Here is a 13736-nt window from a genome sequence, read left to right as displayed (position 1 = left end):
ACCTGGTGTCACCTCGGTGTCTACCTAGCTACTGATCTGGCGTCTTGGTGTCGCTGCCGTGTCCTTCTTCCGCGCCCGCGCGAGGTGTCGACTCGACGGCATGCTCACTCTTTCGTCTCTTCGAACTCCGCCTCGTGGCGAGGGCTTCTGCCCAAGCGTGGCTCCGCCCGAACAGTTGGCCCACCTCGGACCAGGTGCGTCCGGGCTTGAGTTCCTGGATCGCAGCCTGCTGGATCGCGTACAGGGCGCGATCACTTGTCGTCAGACGATCGCGTGCTTCGCGGGCGGCCAGCCCGCGTTGGACGGGATCTGTGATGGCTGCGACTTGGGCGATTTTCGCCTCCTGGGACTCCGTGAACGCGTCTGTCATGGACTCAGCGTAGAAGTCAACACGCCAGTTCTCAAGACGGTGTTGACAGTCGCTCAGATTCGTTTCAGTATGGTGTTGAAGCCGAGGGTGCTCCACCGCCCAGAGCCTCACGCGCCGCTCCACCGGTGCACACAAACGAAGACGGCCCCAGCTCAGGGACTCCACTCCCTGGCCAGGGCCTAACCACCAGGTTCTGCGAAGGAGACCCTGTGGCTACCGAGATCGTACAGGCGCCCAAGAGCGTCGATCACACGGGCGACACCGCCCCGCTGCCGCCGGCCGCCGTCGACGCGATGCGCCGTCTGGAGGCGGCACTGACCGTCCCGGACGCCGCGACCGTCGAGAAGGTCCGGGCCGCGCTCGGCTACCCCGCCGGCTGGAAGCCCCGCCCGCACCTCGGCGAGACCGCCACCCACCTGACCGTGTGGTCGCAGGTGGAGCTCAACGACTTGTTCGAGCAGGTCGGCGGCATCGCCACCACCCGGACGGTCGAGCGCACCGCCTCCGACGGCACCACCTGGACCGCCACCGAGATCACCCTCACCGTGCACGTGCCCGACGTCGGCCCCGTCGACGTCGTCACGGACATCGAGGACGACCCCGAGCACGGCTACCGCACCGACGTGCCCGTCGTGATGCTGGCCCGCTACCGGGCGGCCTCCGTCCGGGCGGGGCAGCTCGCCGCCCTCGCCGAGGCCGACGGCATGTCGGACCTGGACGCGGACTCCCTGGCCCACGCCGAGGACCTCGTCGCCGGCGCCCGCGCCACCCTCGCCGCCGCCGGCCGCCTCGACCTCATCGGCGGTGCGTGATGGCCGCCTACGACCCGCTGCACAACCCGGACCGGAAACCCGCCGGGCCGTACAACCTCGACGTCGAGATCGCCGTCACCCACCGCCTCCTCAACGAGACGGCCGGCCTGAACATCCACTCCAACGACGACATGCTGACGGCCGCCGCCGCCCTCAACGCTCGGCTGCGGACGCTGCTCGCCGCGATCGAGGCCGAGCGGGGTGAGACCCGGTGACCGGCGAGCGGGAGCGGCTGCAGCTGCTGCAGGCGAAGGCCCAGGAGATCGTGGCCGGTCTGCCCGCGTGGGACGGCGAAGCGCCGGCGGTGCTGGTGACGGTCGTCGACCCGGTGACCCGGCAGCGGCTCGGCCACTGGTTCGTACCGGCCGCCGCGGCACCCCAGCCCCAGCCCCGTCCGGGCTCCCGGCACCTGCGGCTCGTCGGGGAGGCGTCGTGAGCCTCGCCGCACAGGGCGCCGCGGCGAAGGCCCTCGCCGCGCAGGCCCGCCAGAGGACCGAAGCCGCGAAGCAGGCCGCCGCCGCTGCCGAAGCCGCACGCCGCGCCCGACAGCGCTAACCCCCAGTACCGCCGCGGGTGGCGGACGTTACGGCTCCCCTCCGGCCCGCCACCCGCGGCTCTCCACCCCAACCCACTGCACTCGAAAGGCACCGCTATGTCTCCGTTCCTGTTCTCCGCCGACCACGCCCACTCCGACCTGGGCGTTCGGTTCCGCACGTCGGTCACCGTCGCCGAGGTGCTGACCATGTCGATCAGCGAGGTGTTCGAGGAGTACGCCGAGGCCCGAAAGTCCGGTGACCTGGCGCGTATGGCGGCCGTCCGCGAGTACGCGGCGCTCCTCGACGCCGGCCTGGCCGACGAGCTGGCCGGCTTCGACTACCCGGCCGCCGCCTGATGGCCGTCGTCCTGGAGTCGCACTTCCACTGCCCCGACTGTGGGCCGCTCATCTACGGCGTCACCCGCGCCCTGTGCGGCCAGCCCATCCCTGCCCCGGTCGTCGTCGACGGGCCCGTCCGCGAACGCAAGTGCCCGCCCTGCAAGAGCAGTCTCCGCGCCCACAAGAAGGGGCACCGCCGATGAAGATCCGCCGCCGTCAGGAGCCGACCGGCTACCGGCCCACCGAGGCCGAAGTGGCCGACGCCGCCGCGAAGCTCACCGCGGGCAGCCAGGACGCCGCCTACGACCTGGCCGCCCACTCCGGCGACCGGCAGCAGGAGACCGCGATGCGGATCCTCAGCCACTGCGTCGAGTAGCCGCCCCCAGCCCCGGCCACGCCGCGACGGTGCCCGATCGAATCGGACCCGGGGCACTGCACCACCCACCCGATCACCCAATCGAGAGGACGTCCGATGGCGAAGTTCAAGCTCACCGCGACCAGCCGAACCGGCCAGAAGGTCAACCCGCTCGGCGGGTCCAGCGACTCGGTCACGGTCTACAGCCAGGCCGACCTCGACCGGCGCCTGAAGGCCGCGAAGGCCGACCCGCGTGACCTCGACGTCAAGGTCGAGCGCCTCAGCTGACCCCCCAGTCCCGGACCCGGCGTGACGCTGCCGGATCGACTCCGGCCCGGGGCACCAACCACCGCCACCGACCACCCCAGACCCCGAGAGAGGTCCCCGTGAACCGCATCGCCCGCTGGCTCCTCCTGGTCGCCTTCCTGATCGTCGTCGGCCTGTGGCCGGCCGCCCTCGCCCCCGTCGACCTCGCCGCCGCCGGCGCGGCCGCGGTCCTCGCCGCGATCCCCGGCCCCGTGCTCCTGGCCCTCGCCGCCATCGGCTGGCTCAAGCACAAGCCCACCCCCGCCACCAAGACCGCCCGCGCCTGACCCCCGAAAGGACCCGAACCCTCATGGACTGGAACGAGCAGCGCCGCCTGGACAAGGCCGCCGCCGCCGACCAGAAGCGCAAGGACGCCGACGCCGCCGCCGAACGCGCCCTGAAGCTGCGCGCCGCCGAGGACGAGCGCCGCCGCAGCAACCGGCAGGCCGACAAGGCCGAAGCGCGCGCCGAGATGGTCCAGAAGCGCCGCGAGAAGCGGGAACGCCGTCGCGAGCGCATGCAGGCGTGGACGAAGAACACCACCCCGGCAGTCGTCTACCGGCGCGGCACCCTCGCCCTGGTCATCGCGTCCGCGCTGGCGTCCCTGCCCGCGCAGATCATGCACTTCGTCGGCATCTCCTGGATGCTGCTGCCCCTTCCGTTCGCGCTCGAGGGCGCGGCCTGGGTGATGGCCGCCGGCGTCGCCTACGCCGACGAGAAGCGGCTCCCGGTCTGGGTGCGGTGGCTGCTGCGCGGACTGTGTCTCACCGCCGCCGGATACGCCGCCTCCATCAACTACAGCTACGGCGCCCACATCGACCAGGCCGTCGGCTACGGCCTCGCCGCAGTCACCCTCCTCGGCCCGCTGTTCTTCGAAGTCCGCCAGTGGGTCAGCACGCTCACGGTCGATGCCGGCGAGAAGAAGCGCCGTGCGGAGGAGAAGGCCCGCGCCAAGCACGAGAAGCGCCGGCGGTCGCACCACAAGGACGTCGTCCAGCTCGCGGAGCGGCTGGTGTCTGCCGCCCCGTTCGGGACCCTCGAACTCGAGGACGCCTTCGTCGCCGCGTGGGAGATCTTCTACGGCACCGCGACGCCCGGCATGACCCCCGCCATGCACGCCCAGCAGCTCGCCTCACGGCAGGCCCTCGCCGCCGCGATGGACGAAGCGAACGGGGCGCCGATAAGCACTCGCGGGCGTCTCCTCCAGATGCTCCACCCGGCGCCCTCAGTGCTCATCTCGCAGTCTGGATCATCGCAGGTCGCGTCCGATCTACCCCCCTCCCCTGAGAAGCCCCAGAAGGCGGCTCAGAAAGGCGGCCGTAAGGCGCCTCCGCCGCACCGCCGCAGCAAAGGCGACAGCGTCCCGTTCAGCTCCGTCGCCAAGGTCGAAGCCGCCCTCGAGCGAGGCGGCACCCCCCGCCGCATCCATGCCGTCAACGGCCACCACCACTGACCCCGCGAAGGACACCCCGTGAGTATCGAGACGACCCCCAGCAGCACACCCGACCCGGAGTGGGAGCAGATCACCGCCACGCTCACGAAGGAGCGCGAGCCGGCCCGCGTCTACGAGTTCGAGAAGCGCCCGCGCCCCGCGTGGATGATGTCCGGCGAGCAGCTCCGCCAGTGGGCGGTCTACGCCCGGGACAACGCGGTCGACGCGGTCCGCTACCACGCCGCCCACTCGCCCTACTACCTCGGCTGGTCGGTGCGCGGCTACCGGAGGCTGTGCCTGAAGTGGTGGCAGGCCCGGCACGACGACTACCGGCAGCAGATCGCCACCGCTCAGCAGATGATCCGCGAGGCGAAGGACCTGCCCCGCGGCAAGGACCGGGCCGCCGCCGAGTCCGCGGCCCGGGCACTGCTGAACGTCCGCCGGGCCGAGTTCAAGGCGCACAAGAAGCGGCACTGGATCCGCACCGGCATCAGCGGCCTGATCGCCGTCGGCGGCGGCACGCTCGCCGCCGCAGCCGGCGGGCTGTGGGTGCAGATCCTCATGGCACTCGCCGTCATCCTCACCGGCGCCTGGTTCGGCCGGCCCGAAGAGCCGGCCGTCGCCCCCGTCCAGGCACCCACCCGCACCAGCCACCTGGGCGAGGACACCATGCGGCGCGTCCTCGTCGAAGCCGGCGCCGTCCCCGAGAAGCGCGGCGCCGAGATCCGCGGCGTCGGCATCCCCCACACCGAAGGCCCCGGCATCGCCTACGAAGTCGACCTCCCGTCTGGGATCCCCGCCGCTGTCGCGGTGGCCAGGAAGCAGCAGATCGCGTCCGCGCTCGCCGTCCACCAGGACTGGCTCGACCTCGAAGTCGGCGACATCGAGTCCCGGCTGAAGGTATGGGTGGCCAGCAGCGACCCCTTCGCCATCGTGCGACGCTCCCCGCTCCTCGACCACGAGGGGCCGATCAACACCTTCCGCGACGGCATCAGGGTGGCGTTCGGCAAGCGTGGCGAGCCCATCACCCTGTGGATCCGCGACAGCAGTCTCATCGTGGGCGGCGCCACCCGCCGCGGTAAGGGCATGCTGCTGGCGAACATCCTCATCGGCGTCGCCAAGGACCCGTGGGTCAACGTGCGCATCTTCGACGGCAAGGGCACCGCCGAGCACAACGCCTACGCGCGGATCATGGGCACGTTCACCAAGCGCAACGCCCAGCGCCTGGCCCTGGCCACCCGCGCGATCGTCGAAGAGCTCGCCCGCCGCTCCGACCTCCTCGACGAGCATGGCTACGAGAAGATCGACGACGACAACTACGAGGAGTGCATGCGCCTCCTCGGCGGGCGTGAGGTCTTCATCGTCGACGAGCTCGCCACCTACACCCCCAAGGGCACCAGCCCCTACGCCGACGAGATCACCGAGAACCTGTCACAGATCGCCGCCGTCGGCGCCGCCCTCGGCATCACCCTGATCAGCCTCACCCAGGTCCCCGAGGTCGACGTCGTCCGCGGCCGGCTCCGGCAGAACCACACCTCCCGCGCGGCGATGAACACCGAGTCGGGGACCGCGTCGAACACCATCCTCGGCGACGGCATGACGGGACAGGGCCACGATGCTTCGAAGATCCCGCTGACCCAGCCGGGCCGGGCCTGGCTCTCCACCCCCGAGACCGGCGTCATCCAGGTCCGCTCCTACCTGGTCAAGCCCGACGACAAACGGCGCGCGGCAGACGAGGCCTACGAGATCCGCAAGGCCGCCGGGCGGCTCCCCGGCCAGTGGAAGGACCCGATCGAGGAGTACCTGCTCGCCGAGACGGGCGTGTCGTCCGCGGCCGGCGGTGAAGGCGGCAAGGGGCGCATCGGTTCGGCCCCGGCCGTTCTGACCCTGCTGGACCACCTGATCGACGCCGCCGAGTCCACCGGCCGGGGGGAAGCCACCCGGGCCGAGGTGTTCGCCCACCTCGCGACCGTCGACGACCGGTACGGCTACCGCGTCGACGAGACCGACACGCAGTACAGCGCGCGGGCCGGGAAGCTGCTCGCCGCGGCGCTGACAGCCGAGGGCCTCGACATCAAGGCCGTGAAGGTCTCGACCGCCGACGACAAAGAGGCTCGCGGCTTCCGCCTCGCCGACCTCAACGCCGCCCGATAGATCCTGTTTGCACCCTGCCCGGACCCTGCCCGACCCGGTAACAGCGCAGGTCACAGCGCTGACGACCCTGCCCCGACCCTGCCCCGTCGGGGCAGGGTCCACCACCCCGACTCCAGCGCCAGACAGGGTCCAGGCAGGGTCCCACCTGCGGAAACGTCACCCCCGGACATGGTCCAGGCAGGGTCCACACCACCAGAGAGGAGGACCGAATGCTCACCCTGAAGATTCAGCAGATGACGATCGACGGCGCCCCATACACGTGCCCCGAGTGCCTGTCCGTGGCGTTCACCCTCGACGGCAACAGCTTCATCGACGCCATGCCCGTCCGCGCCAACTGCTGGCAGTCCCACAGCTGGGAAGCGATCCCGATCACCGTCGGAGACCTGAAGCGCATCAAGGCCGCATCGACAGGCCGCCAGCGCCCCGACGACGCCGACCTCTTCGAGATCACCATCGGGGGCGCGGTCCTCGCCGGAGAGCTGTACCCGGAGGTCACCCCCGAGGACGTGAAGGCCGTCGCCCGCGTCTACTGGCGGAAGCTGATCAAGCCCGCCCTGCGGAAGCAGAAGCGGCGGGCCGTCCGCGCCGTCACCCAGCCCGTCAAGCAGGCCGCCCGCAACACCGTCGCCGCCGCGAAGGCCGGGGCGCTCGAGACCGCCTGGACCGCCCAAGCCGGCGGCTACCAACCCGACCCCGACCACACCCCCGAACCCATCAACCCGTGCCCCGCCTGCAGCGGCAAAGGCCGGCACCGCATCGACACCCGTCTGCACGACACCACCAGCGTCCGCTGCTCCGTATGCCACGGCACCGGCGAAATCGACTAGGAGACCCACCGACATGACCGAGCCCGTCATCCCGCTCAGCGAGGAGGTGGCAGAGAAGGAAGCCGCCCGGCTCATCGCCGCCGCCTACCAGCCCACTGCCTACCGCGACGACAGCCCGCTCCCGCAGTACGGCACCACCCCGCCCGTTGCGCAGCCCGGCCGGCCGCCGATGAGCAGCAAGGCCGTCGACGACACCGCCCGGATGATCGGCGCCAGCGTCCTCATCGCCACTTCGGGCGGAGCCACCACCGCGGTCCTGTGGGCTTCCGGGTACGCCAACCCGGCCGTCGTCGCTGTCGTCTTCGGTGCACCCACCGCCCTCGTGCTCGCGATCTCGCGACTGCTGCGCAGCGCGAAGCCGGAGCCGGAGGTGCACCAGCACTTCCACGGGCCCGTCACCCACCAGACCACCCACAGCCGCACCAACGGCGTGTGGGCCCGCACCAACAACCAGAAGTGAAGGAGACCAACATGGAACCGACCATCTACGGCATGGAGATCGACCCGGGCATGGAGATCGGGGACGGCATCCCCGACTGCTGCTATGGGTCGATGGAGAAGAAGAGGCAGGAGGCTTGCATCTGCTGCCGCCCCGGCGACACCGACGGAGCAGGGACGGGCGCCCACGCCGAGTACGCGTGCGACGACTGCGGAACGGTCGTCGAAGTCGACGGACTCGGCCTCGTCTTCGACATCCGGGAGAAGGCCACGGCCTGAGCGTGGGTCTTGCTTGACCTGGCGATCACCGCTATGTCACAGTGCCCTCATCCGGATACTCGTGTGTCCGCAGCTACTTAGAGCCCCCAGCTTCCGGCCGGGGGCTTTCTGCATGCTCGGGGGAGGCGCCATGGACCCGGCCGATCTGTACCCGGACGATCTCGTCTACGAGCATGAGGCCGTCGCCGAGACCGGCGTCCCCGGGCCGGTGATCCGGCAGTGGGCGCGGCGCGGGAAGATCCAACGCTTCCAGGGCAACGGGCAGCTCACCGGCCAGGGGCACGAGTACAAGACGATGTACGCCCTGCCCGAGATCAAGGAGCGGGCCCGCGCCTACCGGCCCACCCCGCAGCGGCGCCCCAAGGCCGCCTGAGACCGGGGCGGTCCGGTCGCCGTCCCGTAGTCCCGCCGTCCGTGCCTGTCCCCGGACGGCGAGGCCCCAACGCTGCAACGGATCAGCCACGCCCCTGACATCGCGGACCACTTCGGCCACCATGGCCCGAACCGCGACGACAGGAGCAAGGCGTGTTCGGGAAGAAGACCGACGAAGAGAAAGCCGCAGCGAAGCGGCAGCGTCAGATCACCGCATCAGCCGCAGCAGCAGGCCTCACCGTCATGGGCGGCCAGTTCCGTGCACCCAACCAGGACCCCGTACCTGTGGAAGGCGCACACATCACCATCGAGCGGGGCGAGGAAGCCGGCAAGCGCGTCACCGCCACCCGCGTGCTCCTCACCGGACTGTTCGCCCTGGCGTTGAAGAAGGACATGAACCAGCTGTTCATCACCATCGAGAACGGCGGCCACGTCATGCTGTGCCCCGTCCAGGCGAAGAAGGAAGGCGCAGCGCGCATCCTCGCCACCATGGTCAACGGCGAAGCTACGGGGGTGGGCAAGGGGGAGTAGGCCCCCCGGCATAGCCCGCCCCCCTCCCCGGGATATCCCCCAGGGTGAGGACCCCGGCCCCGGTCGACTTCACCCTCGGACCGGGGCCGGCCCACAACCTGGGGAGGTGGCCATGCCGACCGCACCACCAACCCGATGCGGTGCCATGAACTGCCACGAGTTCGCCACCAACCGCGGCCGATGCGGCGAGCACCAGCCCAAGTCGTGGGCCAACAGGGTGCGCAAGCAGGACCGCTACGGCATCAGTTCCGGCACATGGCGCAGCATCAAACGGCAGGTCGCACGACGGGACAACGGCTGCTGCTACGTCTGCGGACGCGAGCCTGAAGAGGGCGAGACGTTCGACCTCGACCACAAGACGCCTATCAGCGAGGGTGGCTCGGCGAGGGACATGGACAACCTCGGCGTCATCTGCCCGGAAGACCACGCGCTGAAGTCGAAGGCCGAAGCGGCGCGAGCCAACCGCGAACGCACCCTGCGACGCCGATTGAACATCACGGATCTCTGATCCCCTTCCCGGGAGGGGAAGGGGGGTCAAAATCTCTGACGTGATCTTCTGGGGGCCCGCCGCGGTCAGTGAAGGAGACGCCTGCACAGAATCGGGCATAGGGGGTATGTGATCATGGGCCGTACTGCTCAGCCTGCTGCCCTCAAGCTGATCAAGGGGCGTGGGGACGGCAAGGACACTGCGGGCCGGCCGGTCAATCAGGGTCCGGCGTTCAAGCGGGTGCCGCCGAATCCGCCGTCGTGGCTGTCGCGGGAGGCTGCGGCTGAGTGGAAGCGTGTGGTCCCTGGCCTGTCCCGGCTGGACTTGCTGAAGCCCGAGGACCGGGCGGCGCTGGCTGCGTACTGCGAGGCGTGGGCGACGTTCGTGCAGGCGACCAGGGTTGTGCAGCAGGAGGGGCTGACGATCGATGCGAAGCAGGGGACTTTGCCTCACCCGGCGGTCGGTATCGCCCGTGCGGCCGGCCGTGAGCTTCGGTCGTGGGCGGGGCACTTCGGTCTGACGCCTTCGACGGAGCAGGCCCTGGCGAGGGGGGCCGACGATGGCGGCGAGGACGACAACCCGTTCGGCTGAGCTGCCCGACGCCGACGAGCTGGAGCGGCTGAAGCTGTCGCCCGAGGTTGCCTGGTATCTGCAGGACCGTGGGATCCCGTTGCCGGACTGCCCGCCGCTGATTCAGACGCCGTCACCGGGCGAGGCGCCGGGCGCGGTGTTCGACCCGGACCGGGTGGACCGGGTGATCAAGGCGTTCAGTCTGCTGCGGCATACGCAGGGGCAGTGGTCTGGACAGCCGTTGCGGCCGGACCCGTGGCAGGTGGCGTACATTCTGGCGCCGGTGTTCGGCTGGGTGCGCTGGGACGATGACGCGGACTCGTTTGTGCGGGTCGTGCGTGAGTTGTACGTGGATGTGCCCCGCAAGAACGGCAAGTCGACTCTGGCGGGCGGCCTGGCGATCTACATGACGTGCGCGGACGGTGAGGGCGGCGCGCAGGTCATCACGGCGGCGACGACGAAGGAGCAGGCGGGTTTCGTCTTTGAGCCGGTGAAGAAGCTGGCGGAGGCTGCTCCGGCGTTGAAGCGGCACGTGAAGCCGCTGAAGCACGTCATCCTGCATCCGAAGTCCGGTTCGTACTTCAAGCCGATCTCGTCGGTGGCGGGTGCCCAGCATGGAGCGAACATCCACTGCGCAATCGTGGACGAACTTCATGAGCATCGGACGCCCGAGCTGGTGGAGACCATCGAGACGGGGACCGGCTCGCGCCGTCAGCCGCTGGTGGTCATCATCACGACGGCGGACTCAGGGAAGCGTGAGAGTGTCTACGACCGGAAGCGGCAGCGGATTGAGAAGCTGGCCCGTCGGGTGTTCGAGGCGCCGAGCGTGTACGGCGTGGTGTGGGCGGCGGAGCGGGACGATGATCCGCACGTCGAGGCGACGTGGCGGAAGGCGAACCCCGGTTACGGGGTTTCGCCGACCCGCTCGTACTTGCAGGCGAAGTCGGATGAGGCGAAGCAGAGCCCCGCCGACCTGGCGAAGTTCCTTCGGCTGCATCTGGGCCGGCGGACGAAGCAGGAGACGAAGTTCCTGACGCTGGAGTCGTGGAACCGTAACGCGGGCATGGTCGACGAGGCCAAGCTGATGGGCCGCGAGGCGTATGGCGGCCTGGACTTGGCGGCGACGTCCGACCTGCTGGCGCTGTGCTGGTTGTTCCCCGACGAGGGCGGCGGCTATGACGCCCTGTGGCGGCTGTGGACGCCGGAGGACAACGTCGAGGTGCTGGACCAGCGCACGGCCGGTGCTGCGTCGGTGTGGGTGCGTGAGGGCCTGCTGGTGGCGACGCCGGGGAACGTCGCGGACTACGACTACATTCAGTTGCAGATCGAGCGGGATCTGGATGCCTTCGACGTGCGGGCGTTGGGCTACGACCCGTGGTCTGCGGTGCCTTTGACGAACAAGCTGGCCGAGTCGAATGCTCCGATGGTGAAGGTCCGTCAGGGCTTTGTGACGATGTCGCCTCCGTTGAAGGAGCTGCAGCGTCTGCTGTTGAAGGGCACGCCTGAGAGGCCGATGTTCCGGCATGGCGGCAATGCCGCGGTGACGTGGATGGTCGACAACCTGGCTGCGGCGATGGACCCGGCCGGGAACGTGAAGCCGGACAAGGCCCGCAGCGCGGAGAAGATCGACGCCGTGTCTGCGGCGGTGACTGCCCTGTCTGAGGCGATGGCCCGCGAGGTGCCGGTGAAGTCGGCTTACGAGGACGGCGGCCTGGAGGTCGTGTGAGGGGGTGGCCGTGGTGTGGGGCTGGTTTCCGTGGCGCAGGACCGTGGTGCGCAGGCGTGTGGTGGTGAACCTGGCGGACAAGGCGTTCGCGGGGGTGCTGTGGGCGAAGCGGGGCCCGCTGCTGGTGCTGCGGGATGTGACGCTGATGCAGCATGGCGCGGCGGATACGCCGATGGACGGCGAGGTCATCGTCGAGCGGGCCCGGGTGGAGTTCATTCAGGCGACGGGAGGCTGACGTGGCGTTCGTCGTCTCTCAGGGCCAGCTGTCGGCGGTGTCGGTGGCGCCGCTGGCTGCTCCGGCCGCTTACGTGCGGCTGGCGGATGGGATCTTCCACGAGTACGCGCACCTGTATCGGGTTCAGCCGCAGATCCGCACGGTCGTGTCGTTCCTGGCCCGGAACATTGCCCAGCTGGGGCTGCATGCGTTCCGGCGGGTGTCGGACACGGACCGGGAGCGGCTGACGGATCACCCGCTGCCGCGGATTCTGGCGGCGCCTGGAGCTCAGCTGACCCGCTACCGGCTGATCGAGCGCCTGGTGTCCGATATCGCGATCTATGACACGGCGTTCTGGGTGAAGGTCCGCGTCGATGGTGGCGCCGTGATCGGGGTGATTCCGATTCCGCCGTCGCGGATGACGATCGAGGGCGACAACTGGCTGCAGCCGGAGATGTTCAAGGTCCATGGGGCGAAGGGCGATCTGGAGCTCACGCCGGATCAGGTGGTGCATTTCCACGGCTATGACCCGGTGGATTTGCGGCACGGCTCGTCCCCGATCGACGCGCTGCGGTCGCTGCTGGCGGAGGAGTTCGAGGCGAATCGGGCCCGTGAGCAGATGTGGCGTAACGGTGGCCGGCTGTCGGGTGTGCTGAAGCGGCCGGCGGATGCGCCGCAGTGGGCGCCGGAGGCCCGGAGCCGGTTCAAGGAGGGCTGGCGCTCGTACACGCAGGGCGGGGGGACGCCGATCCTCGAGGACGGCATGGAGTACGAGCAGCTGGCGATCGATCCGGCGAAGGCCCAGTACATCGAGGCCCGCAAGCTGACCCGCGAGGAGGTCGCGGCGGCGTACCACATCCCGCTGCCCATGGTCGGGATCCTCGACAACGCGACGTTCTCCAACATCAAGGAGCAGCATCAGCAGCTGTACCAGGACACGCTGGGCCCGTGGCTGCAGATGATCCAGGAGGAGATCGGCCTGCAGCTGATCCCGGATCTGCCGGACAGCCAGGACGTGTACGTCGAGTTCAACCTGCAGGAGAAGCTGCGCGGTTCCTTCGAGGAGCAGGCGCAGCAGTTGCAGACGGCGGTCGGCGCCCCGTGGCTGACGCGGAACGAGGCCCGGGCGCGGATGAACCTGCCGCAGATCGACGGCGGCAGCGATCTGATCACTCCGATGAATGTGCTGGTGGGCGGTCAGGCGTCGCCGACGGATTCGGCGCCGGAGGTTGCGGCTCTCCCAAAAGCGCGGGGCCGCCTGGTGTTGATGAAGGCGGCGGGAGCGGGCAGGCCGGACGGTCTCGGGGACTTCGACGAGGAGCTTGAGGCGTTCACGGCCGCACTGGAGCGGTGGACGGGTCGGCAGTCGGCTCGTCTGCTGTCCCGGGCGGGTGTGAAGGCGGACGGCGTGCCGGATCTGCTGGCGTGGTGGGACGAGGGTGTCGAGGACCGGCTGGCGGAGCTGCAGTCTCTGCTGGCCGAGCACGGCTACCGCATTGCCCAGCTGGCGGCGTGGGGCGTGCTGGATTCGTTCAATCCGGAGGCGGCGGGCTGGGATCCGGAGGTCATGCTGCCGTGGCTGTTGGCGGCGGCGGAGACGCACGCCGCGCAGCATGAGCAGGCCGGCCGGGATGCTGTTGAGGCTGTGCAGGAGGATCCGGGCGACGACTGGCGGGCCGGGCTGGAGCATGCGGCCGGGCTGTGGTCGGTGGCCGCGCAGGTGCGTGCGTCGACGGCGGCGACGGAGGCTCGCGGTTTCGGCTCGCATGATGCGGCCGGGGCGTCCGGGGTGACGAGGAAGATCTGGCGGACGGGCGGGACGAATCCCAGGCCGTCGCATCGGGCACAGGACGGCGAGGCGGTTTCGCTGGACGACGTCTTCTCGAACGGCCTCCGGTGGCCCGGCGACGGCAAGGGCGAGGCCAAGGAAACCGCGAACTGCAAGTGCCGTCTCGACTATTCGACCGAGGAATGACAGCAGCTGCCGGT

The 13736-nt window shown here is 69.9% G+C and carries 22 protein-coding genes; 21 read left to right on the top strand and 1 reads right to left on the bottom strand.

What is annotated here, in order from left to right:
• Window positions 1-28: 28 nt before the first annotated feature.
• Complete coding sequence (locus ACZ5C2_RS05575) at window positions 29-370, bottom strand: hypothetical protein (protein WP_468786891.1); 342 nt, start codon at window positions 368-370, stop codon at window positions 29-31.
• 209 nt (window positions 371-579) lie between these two features.
• Between ACZ5C2_RS05575 and ACZ5C2_RS05570 the strand changes: the two genes are divergently transcribed.
• The 21 genes from ACZ5C2_RS05570 (at window position 580) to ACZ5C2_RS05470 (ending at window position 13722) form a co-directional block, all read left to right on the top strand.
• Window positions 580-1182: a hypothetical protein gene (locus ACZ5C2_RS05570; protein WP_468786889.1), complete on the top strand. Its 603-nt coding sequence runs from the start codon at window positions 580-582 to the stop codon at window positions 1180-1182.
• A complete protein-coding gene (locus ACZ5C2_RS05565) occupies window positions 1182-1397 on the top strand; it encodes a hypothetical protein (RefSeq protein WP_468786887.1) in 216 nt (71 codons plus the stop codon). The genes ACZ5C2_RS05570 and ACZ5C2_RS05565 overlap by 1 nt, the downstream gene beginning before the upstream one ends.
• On the top strand, window positions 1394-1618 hold the full coding sequence (locus ACZ5C2_RS05560) for a hypothetical protein (RefSeq protein ID WP_468786885.1): 225 nt from the start codon (window positions 1394-1396) through the stop codon (window positions 1616-1618). Before ACZ5C2_RS05565 ends, ACZ5C2_RS05560 begins: the two co-directional genes overlap by 4 nt.
• Window positions 1615-1737: a hypothetical protein gene (locus ACZ5C2_RS05555; RefSeq protein WP_468786883.1), complete on the top strand. Its 123-nt coding sequence runs from the start codon at window positions 1615-1617 to the stop codon at window positions 1735-1737. The genes ACZ5C2_RS05560 and ACZ5C2_RS05555 overlap by 4 nt, the downstream gene beginning before the upstream one ends.
• Before the next feature lie 97 nt (window positions 1738-1834).
• Window positions 1835-2074, top strand: coding sequence for a hypothetical protein (locus ACZ5C2_RS05550; RefSeq protein ID WP_468786881.1), 240 nt, complete (start codon window positions 1835-1837; stop codon window positions 2072-2074).
• Window positions 2074-2259, top strand: a complete 186-nt coding sequence (locus tag ACZ5C2_RS05545; protein ID WP_468786879.1) for a hypothetical protein — start codon at window positions 2074-2076, stop codon at window positions 2257-2259. Before ACZ5C2_RS05550 ends, ACZ5C2_RS05545 begins: the two co-directional genes overlap by 1 nt.
• The gene (locus tag ACZ5C2_RS05540; RefSeq protein WP_468786877.1) at window positions 2256-2432 is read left to right on the top strand and encodes a hypothetical protein; all 177 of its coding nucleotides are present in this window, start codon (window positions 2256-2258) and stop codon (window positions 2430-2432) included. Before ACZ5C2_RS05545 ends, ACZ5C2_RS05540 begins: the two co-directional genes overlap by 4 nt.
• Before the next feature lie 96 nt (window positions 2433-2528).
• Window positions 2529-2699: a hypothetical protein gene (locus tag ACZ5C2_RS05535; RefSeq protein ID WP_468786875.1), complete on the top strand. Its 171-nt coding sequence runs from the start codon at window positions 2529-2531 to the stop codon at window positions 2697-2699.
• A 98-nt stretch (window positions 2700-2797) separates the two neighbouring features.
• Window positions 2798-3004 carry a hypothetical protein gene (locus ACZ5C2_RS05530; protein WP_468786873.1) on the top strand — a complete coding sequence of 69 codons (207 nt, stop codon included), beginning with the start codon at window positions 2798-2800 and terminating at the stop codon, window positions 3002-3004.
• A 23-nt stretch (window positions 3005-3027) separates the two neighbouring features.
• Complete coding sequence (locus tag ACZ5C2_RS05525) at window positions 3028-4170, top strand: hypothetical protein (protein ID WP_468786871.1); 1143 nt, start codon at window positions 3028-3030, stop codon at window positions 4168-4170.
• Between the two features lie 18 nt (window positions 4171-4188).
• Window positions 4189-6303, top strand: coding sequence for an FtsK/SpoIIIE domain-containing protein (locus ACZ5C2_RS05520; RefSeq protein WP_468786869.1), 2115 nt, complete (start codon window positions 4189-4191; stop codon window positions 6301-6303).
• A 209-nt stretch (window positions 6304-6512) separates the two neighbouring features.
• On the top strand, window positions 6513-7130 hold the full coding sequence (locus tag ACZ5C2_RS05515) for a DnaJ-like cysteine-rich domain-containing protein (protein ID WP_468786867.1): 618 nt from the start codon (window positions 6513-6515) through the stop codon (window positions 7128-7130).
• A 13-nt stretch (window positions 7131-7143) separates the two neighbouring features.
• On the top strand, window positions 7144-7590 hold the full coding sequence (locus tag ACZ5C2_RS05510; protein ID WP_468786865.1) for a hypothetical protein: 447 nt from the start codon (window positions 7144-7146) through the stop codon (window positions 7588-7590).
• An 11-nt stretch (window positions 7591-7601) separates the two neighbouring features.
• A complete protein-coding gene (locus ACZ5C2_RS05505; protein ID WP_468786863.1) occupies window positions 7602-7847 on the top strand; it encodes a hypothetical protein in 246 nt (81 codons plus the stop codon).
• Between the two features lie 130 nt (window positions 7848-7977).
• Window positions 7978-8220: a hypothetical protein gene (locus tag ACZ5C2_RS05500; protein ID WP_468786861.1), complete on the top strand. Its 243-nt coding sequence runs from the start codon at window positions 7978-7980 to the stop codon at window positions 8218-8220.
• Window positions 8221-8372: 152 nt separating this feature from the next.
• Complete coding sequence (locus tag ACZ5C2_RS05495) at window positions 8373-8750, top strand: hypothetical protein (protein ID WP_468786859.1); 378 nt, start codon at window positions 8373-8375, stop codon at window positions 8748-8750.
• Between the two features lie 145 nt (window positions 8751-8895).
• Window positions 8896-9258: an HNH endonuclease gene (locus ACZ5C2_RS05490; protein WP_468786857.1), complete on the top strand. Its 363-nt coding sequence runs from the start codon at window positions 8896-8898 to the stop codon at window positions 9256-9258.
• Between the two features lie 114 nt (window positions 9259-9372).
• Window positions 9373-9828: a phage terminase small subunit P27 family gene (locus ACZ5C2_RS05485; RefSeq protein ID WP_468786855.1), complete on the top strand. Its 456-nt coding sequence runs from the start codon at window positions 9373-9375 to the stop codon at window positions 9826-9828.
• Window positions 9797-11533, top strand: a complete 1737-nt coding sequence (locus tag ACZ5C2_RS05480; RefSeq protein WP_468786853.1) for a terminase large subunit — start codon at window positions 9797-9799, stop codon at window positions 11531-11533. The genes ACZ5C2_RS05485 and ACZ5C2_RS05480 overlap by 32 nt, the downstream gene beginning before the upstream one ends.
• A gap of 46 nt (window positions 11534-11579) precedes the next feature.
• Window positions 11580-11768: a hypothetical protein gene (locus tag ACZ5C2_RS05475; RefSeq protein ID WP_468786851.1), complete on the top strand. Its 189-nt coding sequence runs from the start codon at window positions 11580-11582 to the stop codon at window positions 11766-11768.
• Between the two features lies 1 nt (window position 11769).
• Entirely contained in the window at window positions 11770-13722 is a 1953-nt protein-coding gene (locus ACZ5C2_RS05470) for a phage portal protein (protein WP_468786849.1), read from the top strand.
• The last annotated feature ends 14 nt before the right edge of the window (window positions 13723-13736 follow it).

Source organism: Streptomyces sp. NPDC031365 (assembly GCF_055569765.1).
This window is presented reverse-complemented; position numbering and strand designations above follow the sequence as displayed.